Origin of the sequence: Paenibacillus sp. M2, from assembly GCF_046713495.1 — a bacterium.
Taxonomy (GTDB): domain Bacteria; phylum Bacillota; class Bacilli; order Paenibacillales; family Paenibacillaceae; genus Paenibacillus; species Paenibacillus amylolyticus_B.
Genome location: NZ_CP169648.1, coordinates 4,992,477 through 5,015,002, shown reverse-complemented (window position 1 = coordinate 5,015,002; position 22,526 = coordinate 4,992,477). Strand labels below are relative to the sequence as shown.

The following is a 22,526-nucleotide window of genomic DNA, read 5'->3' as shown; positions in this document are numbered from 1 at the left end:
CAAAATCGGGGGCTTGCCCCTGTGCTCCTGCGGAAAGCTGCAATCCGGCGGCTCTTTCGGTGAAAAATAGTCAAATAACCAAGTACCCTTACATAAAATGAAGTATAAAATAGGGTAAGCCGATTGAGTAGAAGCGATTGAAGACGAGGGCCGGAGTTGATCCGGTACAGATGGAGGGAGTGCCGTGAATAAGAGTTATGAAGTTGAATATTGCAATCTGGAGCTGCGGTTCAACCGTCGGCATATCCAAAATTTGATCAGAGACCTTATTCGTGAGGGATATTCACTATATTGGAGCGAGGACGAATCCTTTTTTATCCTGTCAGTCCGGACCGGCCGCAAGCTGGTAAAGCTCCGCTTTCAACAGACACGCACGGGGAACTACAAGATGACTGGGGATTATATCATTAAGGATGCAAAGCTTGCAGAGTGGCTGGAGAAGCTGATTGGAGATACACGCGGGCATGCGGTTGTGAAGCGGTTCAAGGATCAGCAGATGACCGTGGAGAATATTTTATTCGGTGAAGTCATTCGGCTCGTGGAAGTGTCTGGGTTCAAACAGCGTGTCATTTTTCAAAAAGAACCTGCGCCGACAGCGGAAGAGATGGAAGAAATGTTCCTCTCACGCGAAGGTGAGGAAAGGCTCATGTTGTTGCGCATGGAATTGGACGATGAACTGGAGCGCCTGCATACGGCCATTCAGGTAGATAATGTGGATAAAGCCAATGCCTGCCGTGAAGTACTGAAACGGTTGTCTGGGCATCTGTTGATGCTGGAAGGATGAAGGATAAAGCTTCTGATTATAATCTGAGTTAAGAGCCCTGGTGCATGCCAGGGCTTTGTGGTTATGTAATAAGCCATTTGCACGTACAATCGTCGTTAAACCATTTTGTCATTTAGGGGCGGCAAGGATCAAGAATAGAGTAATCAGAGTTCTCAATCCAAAGATCGAATTCGTTCACCCCTTTGTTGAGTAGCAGGTCAGCTTCAAAAGAAGTGAGGGGTACCGCCCACAATAGCTCTATTGTTTCATCACCTACATGGAGCTGTTCGAGGGATTCTTTTTCTCCCCGCAGTTCATCGAGAAGAAAGGCGGTTGCATTCCATCGGGCTGGCGCTAATTCGCTTGATTTCATCACACGTGGAACCGCTGAATCATGTACATTTTCGATGTGATGGGAGATCAGATCGGCCATATAGCTATTCACACGCTCCACATTCTCACCACCGAGATTGGATTGCAGCGCGAGCATCCACTCGGAAGCGACCTTCTCCCCTGAAGGACGACATGCCTGGGACAAGCCTACTGTCACAAATCTTGCGATGCCTGAATGAACCGTGGCAGGAAAGTAATAGATTTCTACATGAATGTTTCTGTCCGGCTTGGAAAGAACGATCCTGTGCTCCGGCATCCCCCATTCATTCATATATGCCCCCAGAAGAAATGTTCTTCGAATATCCAGGGAAAACCGTTCTTCGTTCGAAAGCTGTTCAAACGCCATTATGTACGCTCCTCCTTTTTTGATCAGAGTTCATGGATATGATTATAACATTGTACATATACAATAATTGGATTACCTTGTTATGTTGTATTGTCTTTACGGTTGTATTTATGAAAATACGATGAACACCTCGGCTGATTGGGGTGTTTTCTTATTGTGCCACGGTGCCACGGGGTTCACTTCTATACATAAAACCGTTAAAATAGGAGTATTGTTGAGAATTTATTTCAATAAAATTAATTGGAGCAAAGGATGGAGGACCAGATGACAAAACAACAAATTGGCGTAATTGGCCTGGCTGTCATGGGCAAAAATTTGGCCCTTAACATTGAAAGCAAAGGTTTCTCAGTATCGGTATATAACCGTTCCCCGGAGAAAACCAATGATCTTCTGAAAGAAGCTGAAGGTAAAAACCTGACAGGCTCATTCTCCATTGAAGAGTTCGTAGCATCCCTGGAATCCCCGCGCAAAATTTTGATCATGGTACAAGCCGGCAAAGCGACCGATGCTACCATTGAACAACTGCTTCCTCACCTGGATGAGGGTGATATCATCATTGACGGAGGGAACGCATACTTCCCTGACACGCAACGTCGCAGCAAAGAGTTGGAAGACAAAGGCATTCGCTTCATCGGTACAGGTGTATCCGGTGGTGAAGAAGGCGCACTGAAAGGCCCTTCCATTATGCCGGGTGGACAGGAAAGTGCTTATAAACTGGTTGAACCGATTCTGACGGCGATCTCGGCCAAAGTCGGTGACGATCCATGTTGTACATATATTGGACCTGACGGTGCCGGACACTATGTGAAAATGGTGCATAACGGTATCGAGTACGGAGACATGCAGTTGATTGGTGAAGCGTACCACTTGCTCAAATCCGTATTGAACGTTTCCGTTGAAGAGCTTCATGCGATCTTTACGGAATGGAATCAAGGAGAGCTGGATAGCTACCTGATCGAAATCACAGCAGATATCTTCTCCAAATACGATCCAGAAACGGGCAAACCTATGGTTGACGTCATTCTGGACGCTGCTGGACAAAAAGGAACAGGTAAATGGACAAGCCAAAGTGCGCTGGATCTCGGCGTACCATTGTCCATGATTACGGAATCCGTATTCTCCCGTTTCCTGTCTGCTATGAAAGACGAGCGTGTAGCAGCTAGCAAAATCCTGAATGGACCAGCGACTGAAGCGTTCTCCGGTGACAAAAAAGCATTTATCGAGAGCGTGCGTAAAGCGCTCTTTGCAAGTAAAATCGTATCCTACGCACAAGGATTTGCACAAATGCGTGCAGCTTCCGACGAGTATGGCTGGGATCTGAAATACGGCAACATTGCCATGATCTTCCGTGGCGGCTGTATCATCCGTTCGCAGTTCCTGCAAAACATCAAGGAAGCTTATGATAAAGATGCAGCTCTGAAAAACTTGCTCTTGGATCCTTACTTCCAAAACATCGTTGAGTCTTATCAAGGGGCATGGCGTGAAGTTGTAGCGGCTGCTGTAAAACAAGGTGTTCCGGTACCTGGCTTCTCCAGCGCTCTTTCTTACTACGACAGCTACCGTACAGAGCGTCTGCCAGCAAACTTGCTGCAAGCTCAACGTGACTACTTCGGTGCTCACACGTTCAAACGTGTGGACAAAGAAGGCAGCTTCCACCACAACTGGATGGAGTAGTACCACCTATACAAGTCTATTAGATTTGGCCAAAGTGCCCTTAAGCAGGAGCTTTGGCCTGCTAAGGGGCTCAAAAGAGGTTTGGCGTTCCGGTGATAGCCGGTCAACGCTAGGCCTCTTTTTTACTGTAAATAAGTTCATTGGAGTTTGTTAGTTTGCTGGGATGGTTACTGATTGAGACGTTTGGGGGCTCATAACTGCTTGAGGGTAATCTGACGTATGCTGAGATGCCGGGAGTTAATTGATCTGTCTTGAATGTACTTGCGGATGGTCGAAAGCAAGTCGGTTAGGAGATGGTCTTTCCCAGTCCGCAGGGCTGTGTTATGATAGGACAAAAGTGCTCACGAATTGCTTGAATTAAAGGAGTGTACACCTTGAGCAAGTCTAACAATATTATTCTCATTGGCATGATGGGAACCGGCAAATCAACCGTCGCTGACATGCTTGCACGCGAGCTTGGTTATCGATTGATTGATGTGGACGCCGCGGTGGAAAAAGAGGAAGGCTGTACGATTCCGGAACTGTTCACCGGCAAGGGAGAGACGTATTTCCGTGATGCCGAGAGCCGCATGTTATGCTCGGTGCTGGAGAAGAAGTCACAGGTCATAGCGACCGGAGGTGGCGTGGTGTTGCGTTCTGATAATTGTGACGTGATGTCGAAAAATGGTTGGGTTGTTGCACTGACTGCCGATCCGGCAGTGATTGTGGAACGTGTTAGCGGCTGTGACAATCGTCCCCTTCTTGCAGGCAATGCAGAGGAACGCATCAAGGCCATTATGGAAGAACGGAAAGACGCATACCGGTTCGCACATTATACGGTGGATACAACCGAGTTATCCGCTGCTGAAGTGACTCGTTTAATTTTAGCGCATTACCGCGTCTAAGCTTGTTATCATCGAAGTTTGATGGTTGATAGGTGGTGGTAGATATAACAAAACGGGCCGTATAGGCCCGTTTCTGGGAGTGGAGCAGAGCTGAGGTCACAAGGTTACAAATGACTTCGCTTCTCTCCGGGCTACTCTAGTCTTCCTGTTGCCACTGAAGCATACCGCCGACCATATTCGTACAGCCTTCATATCCCAGTTGCTGCAGATATTCGCATGCACGCTCACTGCGGTAACCGCTACGACAGATGATCACGATCTCGCCTGACTTTTCAATCTCAGACAGTCGGTCCGGAATCTGACCAAGCGGGATATGCTTGGCTCCTTCGATCATACCTTGCGCCACTTCATCGTCCTCGCGGACGTCTATCATCTGCAGCTTCTCTCCCGCCTGTAAACGGCGGCGCAGCTCAGACGTTTCAATTTCAGCTATTTGTGTCATATTCAGGTCCTCTTTTCTGTATGGACTTAACGCCTATAATGATACCCAAGCGATGCATGGAATGTCAATTTGGCCACAATATAATCAATGAAGGAGAATTTCATCCATGGACGTTATTGTTAAACCAACCCCCACTCTGAACGGGGAAATCGGGGCTCTGTCCTCCAAAAACTACACGACTCGCTATTTGCTGGCTGCTGCGCTGGCAGAAGGCACAAGTACCATCCATTTCCCGGCACACAGTGAAGACAGTGACGCCATGCGCAGATGTATTCGCGATCTGGGGGCAGTGCTGGAAGAAGACGACAGCAAGATTGTGATCGAGGGCTTTGGCAGTCATCCACGTGATGTGCGTGAATTAAATGTAGGGAATGCAGGTGCTGTACTTCGTTTCCTGATGGGTGTTACAGCGCTCTGCCCTGAAGTTACTTTTGTGAATACGTACCCGGATTCTTTGGGCAAACGTCCACATGATGACCTGATCGATGCGCTTGGTCAATTGGGTGTAGATGTACAGCACGAACAAGGACGCCTGCCGATTACTATCAAAGGTGGCAATGCCAAGGGTGGACACATTCGTGTATCCGGCTCCGTCAGCTCCCAATATCTGAGTGCTTTGTTGTTTGTTACGCCTTTGCTTGCAGAAGACAGCACCATTGAAGTGCTGAATGACCTGAAGTCCAAGGTCGTTATCGGACAGACGCTGGAAGTGCTGGAGCAGGCAGGCATCGTTATCCATGCAAGTGATGATTACATGTCCTTCCGTGTACCAGGTGGACAGGCTTACCAGCCAACGATCTACACAGTTCAAGGCGATTATCCTGGATCAGCAGCGGTTCTTGCAGCAGCAGCGGTTACACAGTCTGATGTGAAAATTCTGCGCCTGATGGAGCAGAGCAAACAGGGCGAACGTGCCATCGTTGACGTGCTGCGCATGATGGAAGTGCCGTTGACACATGAGAACGATGTCGTACACGTTCAAGGAAATGGCAGACTGAAAGCGATCGAATTCGACGGGGATGCCGCAACAGACGCTGTTTTGGCGATGGTAGCCGCAGCTGTGTTTGCGGAAGGCACGTCACGGTTCTATAATGTAGAGAACCTGCGTTACAAGGAATGTGACCGAATCACCGATTACTTGAACGAGCTGCGGAAAGCAGGAGCGAACGTCGAAGAGCGTCAAGCTGAGATTATCGTACACGGACGTCCGGAAGGCGTAGAAGGCGGCGTTGAGATTAACGCTCACTTCGACCATCGCGTAATTATGGCGCTTACAGTCGTTGGTCTGCGTTCCAAGGAGCCGCTTCTTATTCGGGATGCACACCATGTAGCCAAGTCTTATCCGCAATATTTCGATCATTTGCAGGCGCTTGGCGCCTCGGTTCAATGGGTAAAAGAGTAATAACTGAAAATCAGTCTTTTGAACACGCACTTTAATCAGAAAAGGATGGTGCTTGAACATGGAATTTAACAACCCTACTCGTGAAGAAATTGGGCAACTTTTGCGCAAGGCAGGCAACATCGCAGTCGTTGGTTTATCAGACAAATCGGATCGCACTTCCTATATGGTGGCTGAAGCCATGCAGAGCAGAGGCTACCGCATCATCCCGGTTAACCCACAGGTGCAAGGTGAAATCCTTGGTGAGACCGTATATGCCACCCTCGCGGATATTCCAGAGCCGGTAGACATTGTCAATGTGTTTCGTCGCGATGAGTTCTGCGCGGATGTAGCACGTGACGCCGCTGCCATCAAAGCGAATGTCCTGTGGCTACAGCTTGGCATCCATAGTGATGAAGCGGTCCAGATTGCTGCTGAGAACGGCATGACAGCGGTAACGAATCGTTGTATCAAGGTAGAGGATTCCATCGTTCTGCGCGGCGCTGGACGCGGCTGAGAGGCTCGTTCACCTGTGATCGAATGATCTCCTGATCTGAACCAATTGAATGAACATAGGTTGAATCCCGTTAACTTGAAGTTGACGGGATTTTTTCTGTTCTATTTTTGCCGATTTAATTACCAATTGGTTACTGTTTTGCTTTGACAAAACGTTGCGTAAAGCTTACCATCTAGGATAGAAAGGAGAGGTCGCCATGAATTGGCTCGGATCCTTGCAGCAGCTCGGACGAGCGGTAATGCTGCCTACAATGGTCCTGCCCGCCGCCGCAATTTTGCTCAGTGTTGGCAGTCTGCCTTGGGACGCCTGGGGATTGGATATTGTCGGTGAAGTGTCTACCGTGGCCGGACACGGTATTTTTTATTTCTTACCGTATCTGTTCGCTGTCGGTGTAGCACTGGGACTCTCCAACCAGGCCGGACAAGCGGGACTTGCTGCTCTGGCTGGTATCGTGATATATGATCAGGTGACTCGGAACTTTGGGGATGGCACTGTTCAGCCCGCTTCCTTAATCGGAATCATACTCGGCGCGCTTGCCGGTGGGATGCATAATCGGTTTAAAAGCATTAAACTGCCTGAAATTTTACAATTTTTTGGAGGTTCAAGGTTTGTTTTACTCATCGTCGGACTTTGTTCGGCATTGTTCTCCTGTTTTATGTTATGGCTCGCTCCGATCCTACAGCATGGATTGAACGGCATTGCTACTTGGGAATACAGTCTCGGGGGGTTTGGTCTGTTCATCTATGGAGTGTTATACAGGGTGCTGGTCGCTTTTGGGCTTCATCACCTGCTTAACAATGTGTTTTGGTTCCAGTTAGGGACGTTTGAAACGCCTGATGGTAACATTGTGCAAGGGGATTTGCCCCGATTTTTTGCAGGTGATCCAACAGCAGGATTCTTTATGGCGGGTTTGTTTCCCATCATGATGTTTGCCATTCCGGCAATAGCCTTTGCTATTATTCAGGAAGCCAGGGAAGATCTGAAACCAAAAATCAAGAAAACTTTTCTGACATCGGCACTCGTTTGTTTTCTAACCGGGGTATCGGAACAGATTGAGTTTGCTTTTTTGTTCGCGGCACCTTATCTGTTCATCGTGCATGCAGTGATGTCCGGCGTTGCCATGTGGATTAGTTACTGGCTTGATATCCGGCATGGATTTTCTTACTCCGCAGGTATTATTGATTACATACTCAATTTCCATCTATCGGAGAATGCTTGGAAACTCATTCCGATTGGCATACTATATGGGCTGGTTTATTACTTCCTGTTCCGATGGGCGATTCGTACGTTCAAGATTCCAACACCAGGACGTGAAGAGGGCTCCATGCTGGAAGATTGGGTAGGTAACATTCCTTATCAGGCACCTTTAATCCTCGAAGCATTGGGTGGGAAGAGTAACATTGTACAGGTTGAAGCTTGTATTACACGTCTTCGCCTGACTGTGCATGATGACCGCCTGATCGACACGGGTGCCATGAAGAGTATGGGGTCCGCTGGACTGATCAAGCTGGGTGGCGGTAATGTACAGGTGGTATTCGGGACCTACTCGGAATTGATTCGGGAAGAAATCGCGAAGCTGCTGGAAAGAGATCTGCAACAGGTTCTGTTCTGTGCCCCCGTTCAGGGCAAAATGCTCCCGATTGAAGAGGTGCCGGATCAGATCTTTGCAGCCAAGCTTGTCGGTGATGGTGTAGCCTTTGTTCCGGAAAAGGGAGAGCTGGTCTCACCCGTGTACGGAACGATTATGCACCTGTACCCGACCATGCATGCCTTGGGTATTTCTACCCGTGAGGGGCTTGAGGTGTTACTGCATATCGGCATCGATACCTCTCAGTTGAAAGGACATTTTGAAGCTTTTGTTCAGGAGGGCGATACGGTGGAGCCAGGGCAGTTGTTGATCAAGTTTGATCTGGCAGTACTCCGTGAGCAAGCGGCGTCACTGACAACACCAATGGTAATTACGAATCCGGATCGTGTAAAATCATGGAGTTTTGCTCCATTTAAGCAAGTTAAGAAAGGTCAGGCATCCGTTATGTCCGTGGTGCTCTATGACAGGAACGTTGGAGGGGTAGAATGAAGATACAAGGCATCAACGGAGCTGCAGGCATAGCCATCGGCAAAGCATTTGTCCTGCCCAGTTGGGAATGGGATCTGCCGGATCAGAAGATGGATTCGGTGGATCTCGCCCAAGAGTTCGAACGGTTGTATGAGGGCATACGGACATCAAAGGATGAGATCGAATATATCAAAAATGAGTTCAAAGAAGTTGTTGGTCCAGAGGAATCCAGTATCTTTGATGCACATCTGGCAATCCTGGAAGATCCGGTATTCATGAACGAAATTCGCGGTATTATTGAGCGTCAATATAAGGCAGCAGAAGTGGCGGTCAAAGAAGCCATAGACCATTTTGTCACGATGTTTGACTTGCTGGAAGACGAGTATATGAAGGAGCGTGCCATTGACATCAAGGATGTGGGCAACCGTCTGCTCAAGCATTTGCTTGGTGCACCGGAGATTACACTTCCTTCGGATACCCAGCCGTATGTACTCGTTGCCAAAGAACTGTCGCCATCTCAACTGGCGCATCTGAATCCCACCCATGTACTAGGCATTGTGACCTTGATTGGCGGGAAAACATCACATTCTGCGATTATGGCTCGTGCCCTTGGCATTCCTCTCGTTTCCGGTCTGGAAGCGAGTCTTGGCATGCCAGTAGAGACAGGGGATATGCTTGTGGTGGATGGTGACAATGGCTTGGTATTTACGGACCCGGATCGCAAGACAATTGAACGTTATACCATGCTTCGCAGCAAACAACTGAAGAAAAAGGAACAACTTCAAGTTCTTGCTACCGTGGATGCTGTAACCAAAGACGGGGCCGTTTTGCACTTGGCTTCCAATATCAGTTCGGTGAAGGAATTGGACCTTGCTTTGAAACAAGGAGCCAAAGGGGTAGGCTTGTTCCGAACAGAGTTTCTGTATATGGACCGTGCTACGTTCCCGGGTGAGCAAGAACAGTATGAGGTGTACCGCCTTGTGGCAGAGAAAACAGCAGGACAATCCGTTGTTATTCGTACACTGGATATCGGTGGTGACAAGCAACTGGATTACTTTGAACTGCCGGAGGAAGACAATCCGTTTCTGGGATACCGTGCCATTCGGATTAGTCTGGACCGCAAGGATTTGTTCAAAACACAGCTTACAGCCATTCTGCGTGCCAGCGCTGCCGGAAATGTCAAAATCATGTACCCGATGATTTCTTCGGTGGAAGAACTTCAACAGGCCAATGAGATTCTCCGTGAGGCGATGTCCGATCTGGACGAGCGGGGATTATCATACGACCCTCACATTCAGGTGGGGATCATGATTGAAGTTCCTGCAGCGGTGATGATTGCTGATCTGCTCGCAGAGGAAGCTGATTTCTTCAGTATTGGTACGAACGATCTGGTTCAATATGTACTGGCAGTAGATCGAATGAATGAGCAGATCGCTCATATGTATCACCCTTATCATCCGGCTGTTCTGCGGATGCTTCGTGCCACAGCGGATGCGGCGCATACGGCCGGAATTGATGTCAGTGTGTGCGGGGAGATGGCAGGGGACGAGCGTGCCATTCCACTTTGGCTGGAGCTTGGCATTCGCCACTTGAGTATGTCTCCGCAATCCCTGTTACGTGTGAAGCACAGAGTGTTGAACACAACAGCATCGGACGCCAAAGAAGAAGCGCGAAAGTGCTTCGCCCTGCGGACCAGTGGAGATATTGAGGAGCGATTGCAAGTTTTTAATGACTCCACAGGAAGTCCAGACGAACAAAGTGGTTCGAATGCATCCTGATTAGAGGAAATGGATATAAATACCTTTAAGTTAATATATTTACATTTGTGATAATTATTTATTGAAAACCTTGTTATATAAAATAACCCCACTGTGCATGGGAGCACAATGGGGTTATTTTTACTTGTCAGCGAGTGCATCACAGAATGCTTTGCCATAAGGTGGAAGGTCAGGCGGGCGACGAGCTGAGATGATATGTCCATCAACAACAACGGCTTCATCTTTCCAGATGGCACCTGCATTTTCCATGTCATCCCGAATGCCTGGTGTAGAGGTTACTGTAACCCCGTCCAGAATTTTGGCAGAAATCAGCACCCAGCCCGCATGACAGATCTGTCCAATCGGTTTCCGATCTGCATTCATTTCCTTCACAAGCTCGAGTACTTTGGGATAACGACGCAGCTTGTCTGGCGCCCAGCCGCCTGGCACGAGAATGCCATCGTAATCTGAACTATCGAGTTCATTGAAACTGTATTCGGCTTCAGCAGGCACACCATATTTGCCAATATAGGTTTTTCCTTTTTTCTCTCCAGCAAGATGCACTTCTGCACCTTCTTCACGAACACGATGCACAGGGTACCACAATTCCAAATCCTCGAATTCTTCATCGACCAGAGCGATGACTTTTTTACCAGTTAATCTCATGTCCATCTCTCCTTTTTGCGGTGATTAGGTCTGTTGCGTCTTTAATTGTAACAGATTCTCCAAGGGACTTCATGGAAGTGCATATTCAGTTTGGAGGAAGCGATTACAAGTCAGTAACTGCCTGCATTCGACAACCTTCATCTGGAGGGAGTGGTAATTTGTGCAACCTTTCGTTTATAGCAGGATTTGAGCCGAAATAGGTCGAATGGTACTTATATAGAGTATAGAACGAATGAGGTGATGGTGGTGCGCAAGTCGTGCAGATGTGGACATGTAATGGAGTTGGAATTAAGAACAGTGGTATACGCCAAAAAAGTGGAGATTCGAAACGTACCCGTATTTGCGTGTACAGACTGTGTATCATATGAAGTGCTTCCGCCGGTCAAGCCGGACTTAACAGAATGCATTAACACATTGGGTGAACAGCCCGTGAAACAAGATGTATCTTTTGGTGAACGTAATGAACTGGCAGACCTGTTTCATGAGTTACTGCTGGCCTGGCCGGATGCGACTGATCGGGAGATGGAATATCGAATGCAGCAAGCAGTGGAGGAGCGTATCAATTTGTTGCTGGACATTATGGGCTACGCAACGAAGTCTGGTGACACAGCGTGGATTGAGACCACGGAGCGCAGATTAAGTCAATTATCCGGATTTGTGTGGCAGGAGTACTTCTCAAATGCTGTCTAATTTTGACGTGTAAAATGCTTGTTTTCATGAAAATTGGCTTTTTCGCGTACTTTTTGTTAAGATATCGAAGAGTGAAAACGCTCAACATAGCGGTATTCCTGGTAAAGGGGGATGTATATCTAATGGCTGACATGACTAAAATGACAAGTATTGAACAGCTAAACTCCGCAGTGGAGGCTACCAAGGATCAACCTTTGCTTCTGTTTAAGCATAGCACGCGCTGTCCGATCAGCTCAAACGCTTATCAGGAGATGAACGATTATTTGCATAACCATGCCAATGAAAATGTGAAATACGGCATCATCTATGTTGTGGAAGATCGCCCAGTTTCCAATGAAGCAGCAGATAAGCTAGGTGTTAAGCACGAATCTCCACAGGCGATCCTGATTAAAAAGGGAATTCCTGTATGGCATACTTCCCATTCAGATATTACTAGAACCACACTTACGAATGTTTTGGGTGAGTCCTAAAGCCTATTTTAATTGATTAATGCAAAAATTTGTCGTAATATAAATCTTAATGAAAATGGTATGAAAATTTACTGGTAATGGAGAGAAGTACTGTGACGGTAACCATTTATGATGTGGCACGTGAAGCTGGAGTGTCTATGGCAACGGTATCACGGGTAGTTAATAATAACCCTAATGTCAAACCGCAAACGCGGAAAAAAGTATATGAAGCGATCGAACGGTTGGGATATCGTCCGAATGCGGTAGCCAGAGGTCTGGCAAGCAAGAAGACAACCACGGTCGGGGTCGTTATTCCAGATATTTCGAACTCAACCTTCGCGGAGATTGCCCGCGGAATTGAAGATATTGCGAATATGTATCACTACAATATTATTTTGTGTAATGCAGATAAGAAGAAAGAAAAAGAAATTCGTGTTATTAACACGTTGCTCGAAAAGCAAGTAGACGGACTGCTCTTCATGGGTGGAACAGTAACGGACGAACACATTCAGGCGTTCCAGTCTGCGGCTGTGCCGATCGTACTTTGTGCAACGAGTGATGAGAAGGGCACATTCCCTTCGGTGGATATTGACCATGAGGCGGCTGCGTTTGACGCGGTAAACACCCTGATTCGTCATGGACACAAGGAAATTGCGATGATCAGTGGTACACTGCAAGATCCGGCGAATGGATATGCCCGTTTCCAAGGATACAAAAAAGCACTGGAAGCAGCGGGGATTGAATATCAGGAGGATCTTGTTCGAATTGGTAACTATCGATATGAATCCGGTGTGGAAGCAATGAAATATTTCCTTGGACTCAAGAAAAAACCATCAGCTATCTTTGCTGCTACAGATGAAATGGCCATTGGTGCCATTCACAGCATTCAGGATGACGGTCTGAAAGTACCGGATGACTTCTCCATTATTAGTGTGGATAACATCCGTATGGCTTCCATGGTGCGTCCTCAGTTGACAACAGTGGCTCAGCCAATGTACGACCTTGGCGCAGTAGCGATGCGTTTGCTGACCAAGTTGATGAAGAAAGAAAATGTAGAGAACCCACGGGTTATTTTGCCGCATGAAACGATTCTTCGTCTGTCTGTAAGTCACGCAGATGTAGTTTAATCGGGATTATATACAGTAAGGGAGAAGTCATTCTCTCTACATAGTGGATATGCGAAAGCTCCGGAGACGGAGCTTTTGTGCTGAATGAGGTTAAAAGTAAAACAGGAGGTATCGGAAGATGCGTGAAACGATTGGGATTATCGGAGCGATGGATGAGGAAGTCGAGCTTTTGCTGGCAGGTATGAAGCAGCTTGAGACGGTTAAACAAACCGGCATTACATACGTTGCAGGCGAGTGGCTGGGCAAGCACATTGTCGTGTGCAAATCAGGCGTAGGTAAAGTAAATGCAGCGGTTACGACGCAGATCTTGATTGATCGTTTTCAGGTTAATCGGATTATCTTCACAGGTGTTGCGGGTGCAGTTAACCCCGATCTGAACATCGGAGATATGGTTATATCGTCTGTATGTGTTCAGCACGACATGGATGTAACGCCACTGGGGTTCGCACGCGGGGTTATCCCTTACCAGGAAACATCTGCATTCCCTGCCGAGGCTTCGCTTATTACACTGGCTGAAGAAGCATGTAAAGCTCAGGGAGCCAATTATCTGATCGGTAAAGTGTTATCTGGAGACCAATTCATTGCAAATAAAGATACGGTTAACATGTTATATACCGAAATGGACGGTGCATGTGCCGAGATGGAAGGGGCAGCAGTTGCTCAGGTCTGTTACATGAATCGAGTACCATTTGTTGTCCTGCGTGGGATGTCAGATAAAGCGGATGGTTCGGCGCATGTCAATTTTGCTGAATTTACCGTGGAATCTTCCCAGCGTTCACACCGTATTGTGGAGCATATGTTAGAAAATATGTAATGGGAGTAACTTGAAAAACCGCCTTTCGATTAGCTGTTCCATGAAGTATGGAGTAACGCTGCGAGAGGCGGTTTTTGTTATGTATATCGTTTTTCGAACAGATCATTGAATTAGTACATGAACCGATAGCGAAAGCGTACACGATCAAACTGTTCTTCTGATGTGATCGGCACCTGACTTCCGATTCGCACCATCAAACAGTTCGCAGGATGTGAACAGATTTCGGGGTCGTCTGTTGCATACCAGGTCATGTCGATCGTTTCCATAAGCCTCTCCATCATTTTACGATAATCCCATACGTTTAGTCCGCTGCCCTTCAGATCCCAATGCCAATAATATTCTGTGGTGAAAATAATGTAATTCTCCATGTATTTATCTTCCAGAGCCGTAAGCAACATTTCACGACCAATGCCAAGCGAGCGATAGTCGTCCGCAACCTCGATTGCTCCAAGCTCAATCAGATCAGTCATGTTGCCCTCGGACCATCGTTCACAATCATCTGCATAGTGAAAGGTTACATAACCGATAATCGTTTCATTTTCATGTGCAATGATAATTCGCCCTTCAGGTAATGCTGCGATCTCGGCCAGAGCTTCCTGCTGCTCCGTTGGGCGCCGAAAGGCATCCAGATCCGGATGGAAGGCAAGACGTGTTATCTCCTCGGCCTGCACGGGGCCTTCAACAGTAATTCGGTGGCCGGACTTGAAGATGGAACGCATATGATGTTCTTTGATATGTTCCATGGTTCATGCTCCTCTCTCTCCTACTTATAGAGGTTGTTCAAAAGGTCCGTTATAGCAAAAATCCAAAAAATTGAAAAGCCATAGACGACAATTGAAAAGATTTGCTATAATTGCGTAGACAAAAAATGTTCACAATTCAATACAGTATAGTTAACATCTGTTTGGCCGAGCAAGTACATGATGAGAAGTTCTCTCTACTAATGTAAGCGCTAACTGGAAGTTCAGTCAACACAAAGGCAATGAGAATTGACCCCTGACGGGAATCGAAATGTCGAGTTGAAGGAGGCTGGCAAGCATGAGTCAAGCACATGGTGAGATGCTGCAAACGGTTGTGTCTGAATCTAATCTGGGCGATTACACGGAGGCGAGAAGCCGGTTCGATTGGGAATCGGTGGAAAGGCACTTTACGTGGCACGCCAGCGGAAAAGTTAACATGGCGCATGAAGCGATTGATCGTCATGTACTGGAAGGAAGGGGCGGAAAAACCGCTTTATTGTATAGCGATGCTTCACGTGAAGAGTCCTATACTTTCGCTGATCTGAGTGAACAGTCGAGTCGGTTCGGGAACGTTCTCCGCAAATATGGTATAGCCAAAGGGGAACGGGTGTTTATTTTTATGCCTCGAAGCCCTGAGCTGTATTTTAGTCTTCTGGGCATATTGAAAGCTGGAGCCATCGCGGGCCCTTTGTTCGAAGCTTTTATGGAAACGGCTGTGAAGGATCGGCTGGAGGATAGCGGAGCAGTAGCACTCGTCACCACTCCGGAATTACTGAAACGGATCAAACGTTCCGAATTGCCCGAACTCAAACATATATTTATTGTGGGTGGGGGCGCGCAGACTGAAGAAGGACTCATCGATTTTGATGCAGAGATGTCTGCCGCTTCGGATGAGATGGAGGTAGAGTGGCTAAATCGTGAGGATGGTTTGCTTATTCATTATACCTCAGGCTCTACGGGGAAACCCAAAGGGGTATACCATGTTCAAAATGCCATGATTCAGCACTATTATACAGGTAAGGTTGTTCTGGATTTACGTGAGGATGATGTGTACTGGTGCACTGCTGACCCTGGCTGGGTGACAGGCACTTCTTACGGTATCTTTGCTCCATGGCTCAACGGAGTGACCAATGTGATACGGGGTGGTCGTTTCAGTCCTCAAGATTGGTACAGCACCATCCAGAAGAACAAAGTCACGATCTGGTACAGTGCACCAACGGCCTTCCGTATGCTGATGGGAGCGGGAGAAGAGACCATTGCCCAGCATGATCTGAGAAGTCTGCGTCATGTCATGTCTGTCGGTGAACCGCTCAATCCGGAGGTTGTTCGTTGGGGGTGGAAAGCCTATGGTCAGCGAATTCATGATACATGGTGGATGACGGAAACAGGTGCACAGCTGATCTGTAACTATCCCGGAATGCCGATCAAGCCTGGCTCCATGGGACGTCCGTTACCTGGAATCGAAGCAGCGATTATTGATGATCGCGGGCAGGAATTGCCGCCGTACAGTATGGGTAATCTGGCCATACGGGCACCATGGCCATCCATGATGGCGAAGATCTGGAATAACCCTGCGAAATACGAGGAGTATTTCAGGCTTACGGGCTGGTATGTATCCGGTGACTCCGCTTATATGGATGAAGAAGGATATTTCTGGTTCCAGGGACGGATTGATGATGTGATTAATTCGTCAGGCGAGCGTATCGGCCCCTTTGAGGTGGAGAGCAAGCTCGTGGAGCATCCTGCGGTAGCAGAGGCGGGTGTAATCGGTAAGCCGGATGTGACACGTGGGGAGATCATCAAGGCCTTTGTGGCGCTTCGTGAAGGATATGAGGCGACACCGGAGCTGAAAGAAGAGATCTATCGTTTTGTCAAAGAGGGCCTGTCTGCCCACGCTGCTCCGCGTGAGATTGAGTTTAAGGATAAACTGCCCAAGACACGTTCCGGCAAGATCATGCGCCGTGTGCTGAAGGCCTGGGAGCTTGATCTGCCAACAGGAGATCTATCCACCATTGAAGACTAACACGACAGTGCAAGGATCATCAATGTGTCGGTATCGATGGTAATACAACTGGCTGTGGGGAGAGATTAATACTCTACGAGAAGTCAATCCGGTGACTCTACCCATTAAAATGGATTGTAAAAGCCTGTTTTATGCCAATGGCATGAAGCAGGCTTTTTGGCTGCTGTAAATACAAATAAAAAGCCGCACACTCAGATACAGTCTGAGGATGCGGCTTGTTTTGGAACGCTATGTCTGAATCAGGGTTGAAAATGTATGGCTGCAGAAGGTTCGGATTCACCCGCACTGTTGCTGGCAGATACCTTAAACCATCCACTGGTCGATGCGGGTACTCCATAATCCATGGTATTTCCCGCTGTTGTTCCAATTTTGGTGTAAGGAGCCGAGCCTGTTTCACTGTAATATACAGTATAACTATCTGCGTTTGGACTGGATGCCCATTGAATACGCAGTCCTTGAGTGAGGGCGGATACGCTGACTTGACCAGGTGTGCCTGGAGCTGTCGTTGTTGTATTATCGGTCTGCGTTTCTCCCGGGGTAATGACTGTACCCGGAACTTCAATCGGTTCATCAATCTCTTCTTCCACAGGAGGAGCTACACCAGCACTATTTACTGTAGCGCTAGGAGCAGACTCCCTGCCGGCAACATCCACTGCCGTTACATAGAAGGCGAAGTTGCCGCCTTGCGCTGCATATGCAGAGAATGATCTGGATTCACCGACCAAGACAACCTGACCCTGGTTCTGGAATCCTCCACCGTTTACAGAACGGTACAGACGATAACCCACGACATCATTTTCAGGTGTGGAATTAAATGTAATGACAGCTCGGTCACCTGAGGTTGAGATGCGTACGTTACCTGGTGCATCAGGAGCTTTGCCATTATCTGTCCTTGGATCAATCTGTGTTGGCATGTCTGCACCAGCATCTTCAGGAAGATAATAAGCAAGTGACTCATGTCGACTCATACGTGAGAATGCATTTTGCAATTCTTTGATGAGATCCGAGATTGGTTTTTTACGCTTGATTACTGTTTTTTCCTTCAACATGTCCGAAGGTGTTCCGTCACGTGGAATATAGTTTACACCATTGTAAGTAATGTACTTGGCTTTGGCTACACCGTCATCGCTATCCTTCGGAACAAACTTGCTGTTGAAAATATCCGTAACAAATTTGTCAGTCATGGATGTTGGTAACTTGCCACTGTATGCCGACACCGTGCGCGTTTCGATGCCAGATGGTTTTTTGAACGAATCCGTGACAAACAGATCTTTTTGCGTATCGATCACTTCGTTCAGTATTTTCGACCACAGTTGCTGCGCACGTTTTCTCTGTGATTTACTTTCCAGCGTGTTCACTGGCTGTTTGTATCCAACCCACACGCCAAGTGTGACATCTGGTGTATAACCTTCAAACCAGACATCTGCGTAGTTTTGAGTGGAACCCGTTTTACCTACAATCGGCACACTCTTCGAATATTTGTAATTCTCACGTACTTTATCTGCCGTTCCTTCTGTAATAACGGTCCGCAGCATATCGGTCATCAGGTATGCTGTCTGCTCCGAGAAGGCTTGGACAGGTTCAGTATCGTGTTTATAAACGATGTTTCCTTTGGAATCTACAATTTTGCTAATCATGTAAGAATCGTTATATACACCATTATTGGCGATGGCGCCATAGGCACTGGTTAATTCTTCAACGGTTACACCGTATTGGAGACCTCCGAGAACACCTGTCTGAGCCTGATAGTCTTCCTTCTGAATGGTGGTAATCCCCAGTTTCTTGGAGAAGGTCCAAGCCTTCTCGATCCCTACTTCTTCATTAAACAACTTCAGAGCCGGTATATTAAGAGAATAGTTCAGTGCTCTGCGGGCAGTGACCAGTCCCTGATACCGGTTGTTGGCATTCTTGGCAATGTGGTAGCCGCTCGGACCATTTTTGAGAATGATCGGTGAGTCATCAATAATAGAAGCAGGTTGGACAAGACCTTCATCCAGAGCTGGCAGATAAGCTGCAATAGGTTTCATCGTTGAACCTGGCTGACGTATCATCTGCGTTGCGTAGTTCATCTGTTCATCCTGGAAATCCCGTCCCTCAATCATGCCCAGAATAGCACCGGTTTTGTGATTAATCAGCATGGCAGCAGTTTGTTCTTTTCCTTTGACAGGATCATCTGCTGAGAAATTGCTGTCATCTTCCGCAATGGTACGCATCGTTTTGTAGATACTTTTGTTGATGGTCGTGTATATACGATATCCACCTGTCCGCAGTTGCGTCTGAGCTTCCTCTAATAATGCACTGCTTTCCTTCTGAGGTGTGTCTGCATCCGTATCTTTGTCAGTAGATTCAGCTGTGTCGGAATTCAACTGTTTCATCAAAATCTGTGCAGCTTGTCGTTCCGTTTCCATCATAAGATATGGATAAGTGTTGTAAGCCTTGATGGTCTTCGGAGCAAGTGAGCTTTTGATATCAAAAGCAAGAGCTTTGTCATACTCGGACTGATTGATCTTGCCCAGTTCAAGCATACGGCGCAGTACCAGATGCTGACGGTTGATTGCGCGGTCAAAATTCTCCTCTACAAAATCACCTTTACCGTTAAAAGCGGAGTAAGAGGAGGGGAGTTGTGGCAATCCAGCAAGATAAGCAGCTTGAGCAATGTTGATTTTTTCCAGATCGTTAATATTGAACAATCCTTTGGCGGCCGCCTTGATTCCGTAAACGTTGTATCCGCTGGAACCATTACCAAAAGGAACTTTGTTCAGATAGGCTGTCATGATCTCGTCTTTGGTCAGGAAACGTTCGAGTCGGAGTGAGAGCAAAATTTCTTTCACTTTCCGATCTTCCGTGCGATCCAGATTCAAAAACACACGACGCGCCAATTGCTGAGTCAGTGTACTACCGCCGGTTTGTACTGATTCTTTCAGCACTTTCTGTTTCACGGCACGTAGTGTTCCGCTCATGTCTACACCTTTATGTTCGTAAAAATGATTGTCTTCAATCGAAATGACAGCATCAATAACCTTTTGTGGGATCTGGTCTGTAGTGACCGGACGCCTGTCTTCTTCCGTACGTAATTGACCGATCGGACTGCCGTCGGCAAAGTAAGCAAAGCCTGTGATGGAGTTTTCGCTGACTTTTTGTTCAATCAGGGCCCTTGAACGGACAGGCTCGTCTTTCACAATGGAACTGACGTATCCCATCAAAGCACCGCCTACAAATAGTGCCCCCATAAATCCAAGGACAACCATCCATTTGACGAAACTTCCCAGTCTGCGGGCAAAACTGCGTTTGCGTACAGGCTGTTCATCGGGCTTTTTCTTATTAACATCAACCATTCAGTGTCTTCCTCCTTTTAACAGCACTTATTATAGCATAAAAAGGCGGGTTTGCATGCCTGAGAAATACAAGTAATGGTCGAAATTTGCCATTCTGCCATGCATTATGCTATATATCATGCGATATTGAAGCACATTTCATGAGTTGTAAGCCAAAATAAGCAGGCCACCTCCATGCTGAGGTTCACAGGGGTGGCCTGAATGACTTGTCGTTTTGGAGGTCTTCTACATTAGGTTTTGAAGCGTTGAATCAGTTCTAATAGCTCCTGCGTAAGATTAGCCAGTGAGGCAGATGCCGCCGTAATCTCTTCCATGGATGCGAGTTGTTCTTCAGAGGCAGAGGCAACACGAGTTGCATGATCTGCTGTCTCATGACCAATGGTTTTGAGTTGCACTAACGTGGCATCAACCTGCTGTGATCCAGCTGACATCTGCTGTGCAATAGCTGAGACATGTTCAATCTGCTCATTAACATCTGTAATCTGTGATGAAATGGAGAGGAATAGTTCACCACTTTCATTAATCACTTCCGCTATATGGCTCACCTCGGCATTCCCATGTCCCATATTTTCAACGAGAGAAAGGACCTCTTGCTGAACGCTATGAATTAACGCTGCAATCTGCGCTGCTGATACTCTGGATTGTTCCGCCAGATTACGAATCTCGGAAGCAACAACACCGAACCCGCGCCCGTGTTCACCTGCTCGCGATGCTTCAATGGAAGCATTAAGTGCAAGTAGGTTGGTTTGACGGCTAACTTCTGTGATCATGCCTGTAATATGGCCAATCTCTTCCGAACGTTGGCGGAAATTCTCCAGTGCGGTCATCGACGTCTGCACAGAAGAAGTGGCACTATCGACCATACGCATAGCGGACTGAATCTTATCCGTTCCGATGGTTGTTCGTTCGGCCACAGTTCGCGATGAATCGGATACATCGGAGGCGGCCTTTGCAATTCTTCCGATCCCTGCAGATATTTCATTCATGGAACGGGAGGACTCTTGCAGCTCCTGCACCTGTTTACCTGCTTTATCTGCAAGTTCGACTCCTGTTAATGCAATCAGTTCGGCTGCTTTACCTGTTTCTTCGGCACCTGCGGTCAACTGTTGAGAGGTGGAGCCGACAGATAAAGCATGTTCGGATATAACCGATATGGTATGTCGCAATGTATCCATCATCTGATTCATATGACCCGCCATGATGCCAAATTCATCTTTGGATCGTACAGGTAACTTTTGTGTCAAATCTCCACCAGCCAGCTGTCCAGCGACGATATTAACTTGATTCAACTGCCTTACAATGGAGACGATGGTGTAGGTAACCACACCTGCAAGCATAAGCACTGCCAGTGCCGCAATCAGTATGGACCAGTTCAAGCTGTCATAGAAAGGTTGAAGGATATGGCTCTTTGGCAGCGCCGATACAAGGTACCAGTTTGAATCCGTTCCTTGTAACCTGGCGGGCTCGGCAATAAACAGTTCTTCACCTAATTCAGGGTCCGTAGCGTAAAACTGAGATTCGCCAGACTGTATACGCTGAATGACTGTCTTCATTTCAGATGGAATTACGGCACCTTCATTAGCCAGTTCCGGTTTGGAGCCGTGTGCAGCAATCTGTCCTTCACTAGTAATAAGCATGGCATAACCCTGATCCGGATTAAGTGATGCTATATTTTGCTGAAAACGATCAATGGTAAAGTCGGCCCCAACAATGCCCAGAAAATTTTTGTTTTCATCTAATAGAGGGAGGACAATCGAAACGAGCAGTGTTTCTTTACCACCAACCGTATAGGTAACAGGCTCGGACCAATAGATGGATTTGGTTTTCTTTGGCTGCTGATAGTAAGTACTGGTTTCACCGCTTCCCTCATAAGTAGGCATAGGCTCAAAATGCAGGGAGTTGCCATCACGTATAACGTATGGAACGAATCGCCCCGTACCATCATCATATTCTTTTTTGTTGATGTGCTCCGCATCGTTTCCATCAAAGGCATTTGGTTCCCAGCCCGTATAAAAGCCAAAAACTTTCTCGTCCTTCTTCAGATATTGTTCAAGGAGTCTGACGACTTCTTCACGGTTGAGTGATCCGTTCTGAGCGGCATCCAATAACGTGGTACTCATGGTGTCCAACGTGTTTTTAACCTGATTAATGTCAGTCATAAACTCATTCGTAGCCCGGTTTGCTGCCTGTCCAGCAACGGTTTCGCCGTACTGGAGGCTTTTGTCGTAAATGGATTTGGTATTAAATGCAATCAGGGCTCCAATACAACAGAGTAATACGATCCCGAGTAAAAGTCCAAGCTTAACAGCGAGCTTGCGATTGCGAAAAAAATGCATGTTTAATCCCCCTCGATGTCATTCTTGTGATGTATATATGGATGTGTGCTTCTCCTGAAGGGAGTCTATATTTTATATCGTTATTTACGTTCCTATAATGAAGATAATTAAAAAAAGCATAGAAAAACAGCTGCCG

Annotated in this window: 18 protein-coding genes; 12 read left to right on the top strand and 6 right to left on the bottom strand. The window is 47.1% G+C overall.

The genetic code is table 11. From position 1 onward, the window contains the following. Positions 1-184: 184 nt before the first annotated feature. A complete protein-coding gene (locus ACETMN_RS23170; RefSeq protein WP_091014231.1) occupies positions 185-784 on the top strand; it encodes a hypothetical protein in 600 nt (199 codons plus the stop codon). Positions 785-896: 112 nt separating this feature from the next. Here ACETMN_RS23170 and ACETMN_RS23165 read toward each other — a convergent pair whose 3' ends face one another. Continuing rightward, positions 897-1,502, bottom strand: coding sequence for a suppressor of fused domain protein (locus ACETMN_RS23165; protein WP_091014233.1), 606 nt, complete (start codon positions 1,500-1,502; stop codon positions 897-899). Between the two features lie 264 nt (positions 1,503-1,766). Here ACETMN_RS23165 and gndA point away from each other — a divergent pair, with 264 nt between their 5' ends. Together gndA and ACETMN_RS23155 are read left to right on the top strand one after the other, a co-directional pair. After that, positions 1,767-3,176, top strand: a complete 1,410-nt coding sequence (gene gndA, locus ACETMN_RS23160) for an NADP-dependent phosphogluconate dehydrogenase (protein ID WP_091014235.1) — start codon at positions 1,767-1,769, stop codon at positions 3,174-3,176. Positions 3,177-3,550: 374 nt separating this feature from the next. Further along, positions 3,551-4,060: a shikimate kinase gene (locus tag ACETMN_RS23155; RefSeq protein WP_223199736.1), complete on the top strand. Its 510-nt coding sequence runs from the start codon at positions 3,551-3,553 to the stop codon at positions 4,058-4,060. Positions 4,061-4,196: 136 nt separating this feature from the next. On the opposite strand, the gene ACETMN_RS23150 is transcribed toward ACETMN_RS23155, so the two are convergent. Beyond that, a complete protein-coding gene (locus tag ACETMN_RS23150; RefSeq protein ID WP_017687407.1) occupies positions 4,197-4,502 on the bottom strand; it encodes a rhodanese-like domain-containing protein in 306 nt (101 codons plus the stop codon). A gap of 106 nt (positions 4,503-4,608) precedes the next feature. Between ACETMN_RS23150 and aroA the strand changes: the two genes are divergently transcribed. From aroA to ptsP, 4 genes are all read left to right on the top strand, one after another. After that, positions 4,609-5,904 carry a 3-phosphoshikimate 1-carboxyvinyltransferase gene (gene aroA / locus ACETMN_RS23145; protein WP_091014237.1) on the top strand — a complete coding sequence of 432 codons (1,296 nt, stop codon included), beginning with the start codon at positions 4,609-4,611 and terminating at the stop codon, positions 5,902-5,904. A 58-nt stretch (positions 5,905-5,962) separates the two neighbouring features. Next, positions 5,963-6,397, top strand: coding sequence for a CoA-binding protein (locus tag ACETMN_RS23140; RefSeq protein WP_091014241.1), 435 nt, complete (start codon positions 5,963-5,965; stop codon positions 6,395-6,397). 196 nt (positions 6,398-6,593) lie between these two features. Then, positions 6,594-8,474: a glucose PTS transporter subunit IIA gene (locus ACETMN_RS23135; RefSeq protein ID WP_036674872.1), complete on the top strand. Its 1,881-nt coding sequence runs from the start codon at positions 6,594-6,596 to the stop codon at positions 8,472-8,474. Beyond that, positions 8,471-10,231 (top strand): phosphoenolpyruvate--protein phosphotransferase, encoded by a 1,761-nt coding sequence (gene ptsP, locus ACETMN_RS23130; protein ID WP_091014243.1) that lies wholly within the window; start codon positions 8,471-8,473, stop codon positions 10,229-10,231. Before ACETMN_RS23135 ends, ptsP begins: the two co-directional genes overlap by 4 nt. Positions 10,232-10,351: 120 nt before the next feature. On the opposite strand, the gene ACETMN_RS23125 is transcribed toward ptsP, so the two are convergent. Beyond that, complete coding sequence (locus ACETMN_RS23125) at positions 10,352-10,876, bottom strand: type 1 glutamine amidotransferase domain-containing protein (RefSeq protein WP_091014246.1); 525 nt, start codon at positions 10,874-10,876, stop codon at positions 10,352-10,354. Positions 10,877-11,152: 276 nt separating this feature from the next. Between ACETMN_RS23125 and ACETMN_RS23120 the strand changes: the two genes are divergently transcribed. From ACETMN_RS23120 to ACETMN_RS23105, 4 genes are all read left to right on the top strand, one after another. Then, a complete protein-coding gene (locus ACETMN_RS23120; RefSeq protein ID WP_091014249.1) occupies positions 11,153-11,566 on the top strand; it encodes a hypothetical protein in 414 nt (137 codons plus the stop codon). Positions 11,567-11,688: 122 nt separating this feature from the next. Beyond that, a complete protein-coding gene (gene ytxJ / locus ACETMN_RS23115; RefSeq protein ID WP_091014252.1) occupies positions 11,689-12,036 on the top strand; it encodes a bacillithiol system redox-active protein YtxJ in 348 nt (115 codons plus the stop codon). A gap of 92 nt (positions 12,037-12,128) precedes the next feature. Beyond that, positions 12,129-13,142 carry a catabolite control protein A gene (ccpA, locus tag ACETMN_RS23110; RefSeq protein ID WP_036614690.1) on the top strand — a complete coding sequence of 338 codons (1,014 nt, stop codon included), beginning with the start codon at positions 12,129-12,131 and terminating at the stop codon, positions 13,140-13,142. Positions 13,143-13,260: 118 nt separating this feature from the next. Next, entirely contained in the window at positions 13,261-13,956 is a 696-nt protein-coding gene (locus ACETMN_RS23105; protein WP_091014256.1) for a 5'-methylthioadenosine/adenosylhomocysteine nucleosidase, read from the top strand. Between the two features lie 110 nt (positions 13,957-14,066). Here the strand turns inward: ACETMN_RS23105 and ACETMN_RS23100 are convergent, their stop codons facing one another. Further along, the gene (locus tag ACETMN_RS23100; RefSeq protein WP_091014259.1) at positions 14,067-14,699 is read right to left on the bottom strand and encodes a GNAT family N-acetyltransferase; all 633 of its coding nucleotides are present in this window, start codon (positions 14,697-14,699) and stop codon (positions 14,067-14,069) included. A 295-nt stretch (positions 14,700-14,994) separates the two neighbouring features. On the opposite strand from ACETMN_RS23100, the gene acsA reads away from it, so the two are divergent. Then, the gene (gene acsA / locus ACETMN_RS23095) at positions 14,995-16,719 is read left to right on the top strand and encodes an acetate--CoA ligase (protein WP_091014261.1); all 1,725 of its coding nucleotides are present in this window, start codon (positions 14,995-14,997) and stop codon (positions 16,717-16,719) included. A 239-nt stretch (positions 16,720-16,958) separates the two neighbouring features. On the opposite strand, the gene ACETMN_RS23090 is transcribed toward acsA, so the two are convergent. After that, complete coding sequence (locus tag ACETMN_RS23090) at positions 16,959-20,054, bottom strand: transglycosylase domain-containing protein (RefSeq protein ID WP_091014264.1); 3,096 nt, start codon at positions 20,052-20,054, stop codon at positions 16,959-16,961. 230 nt (positions 20,055-20,284) lie between these two features. Beyond that, positions 20,285-22,390 carry a methyl-accepting chemotaxis protein gene (locus ACETMN_RS23085; RefSeq protein ID WP_091014268.1) on the bottom strand — a complete coding sequence of 702 codons (2,106 nt, stop codon included), beginning with the start codon at positions 22,388-22,390 and terminating at the stop codon, positions 20,285-20,287. Positions 22,391-22,526 lie beyond the last annotated feature (136 nt).

Bases quoted from the DNA above. Each gene is read 5' to 3' on its own strand.
- ACETMN_RS23165 (WP_091014233.1), bottom strand. From the start codon at position 1,502: ATGGCGTTTGAACAGCTTTCGAACGAAGAACGGTTTTCCCTGGATATT.
- gndA (WP_091014235.1), top strand. From the start codon at position 1,767: ATGACAAAACAACAAATTGGCGTAATTGGCCTGGCTGTCATGGGCAAA.
- ACETMN_RS23150 (WP_017687407.1), bottom strand. From the start codon at position 4,502: ATGACACAAATAGCTGAAATTGAAACGTCTGAGCTGCGCCGCCGTTTA.
- aroA (WP_091014237.1), top strand. From the start codon at position 4,609: ATGGACGTTATTGTTAAACCAACCCCCACTCTGAACGGGGAAATCGGG.
- ACETMN_RS23140 (WP_091014241.1), top strand. From the start codon at position 5,963: ATGGAATTTAACAACCCTACTCGTGAAGAAATTGGGCAACTTTTGCGC.
- ACETMN_RS23135 (WP_036674872.1), top strand. From the start codon at position 6,594: ATGAATTGGCTCGGATCCTTGCAGCAGCTCGGACGAGCGGTAATGCTG.
- ptsP (WP_091014243.1), top strand. From the start codon at position 8,471: ATGAAGATACAAGGCATCAACGGAGCTGCAGGCATAGCCATCGGCAAA.
- ACETMN_RS23125 (WP_091014246.1), bottom strand. From the start codon at position 10,876: ATGAGATTAACTGGTAAAAAAGTCATCGCTCTGGTCGATGAAGAATTC.
- ACETMN_RS23120 (WP_091014249.1), top strand. From the start codon at position 11,153: ATGGAGTTGGAATTAAGAACAGTGGTATACGCCAAAAAAGTGGAGATT.
- ytxJ (WP_091014252.1), top strand. From the start codon at position 11,689: ATGGCTGACATGACTAAAATGACAAGTATTGAACAGCTAAACTCCGCA.
- ACETMN_RS23105 (WP_091014256.1), top strand. From the start codon at position 13,261: ATGCGTGAAACGATTGGGATTATCGGAGCGATGGATGAGGAAGTCGAG.
- ACETMN_RS23100 (WP_091014259.1), bottom strand. From the start codon at position 14,699: ATGGAACATATCAAAGAACATCATATGCGTTCCATCTTCAAGTCCGGC.
- acsA (WP_091014261.1), top strand. From the start codon at position 14,995: ATGAGTCAAGCACATGGTGAGATGCTGCAAACGGTTGTGTCTGAATCT.
- ACETMN_RS23090 (WP_091014264.1), bottom strand. From the start codon at position 20,054: ATGGTTGATGTTAATAAGAAAAAGCCCGATGAACAGCCTGTACGCAAA.
- ACETMN_RS23085 (WP_091014268.1), bottom strand. From the start codon at position 22,390: ATGCATTTTTTTCGCAATCGCAAGCTCGCTGTTAAGCTTGGACTTTTA.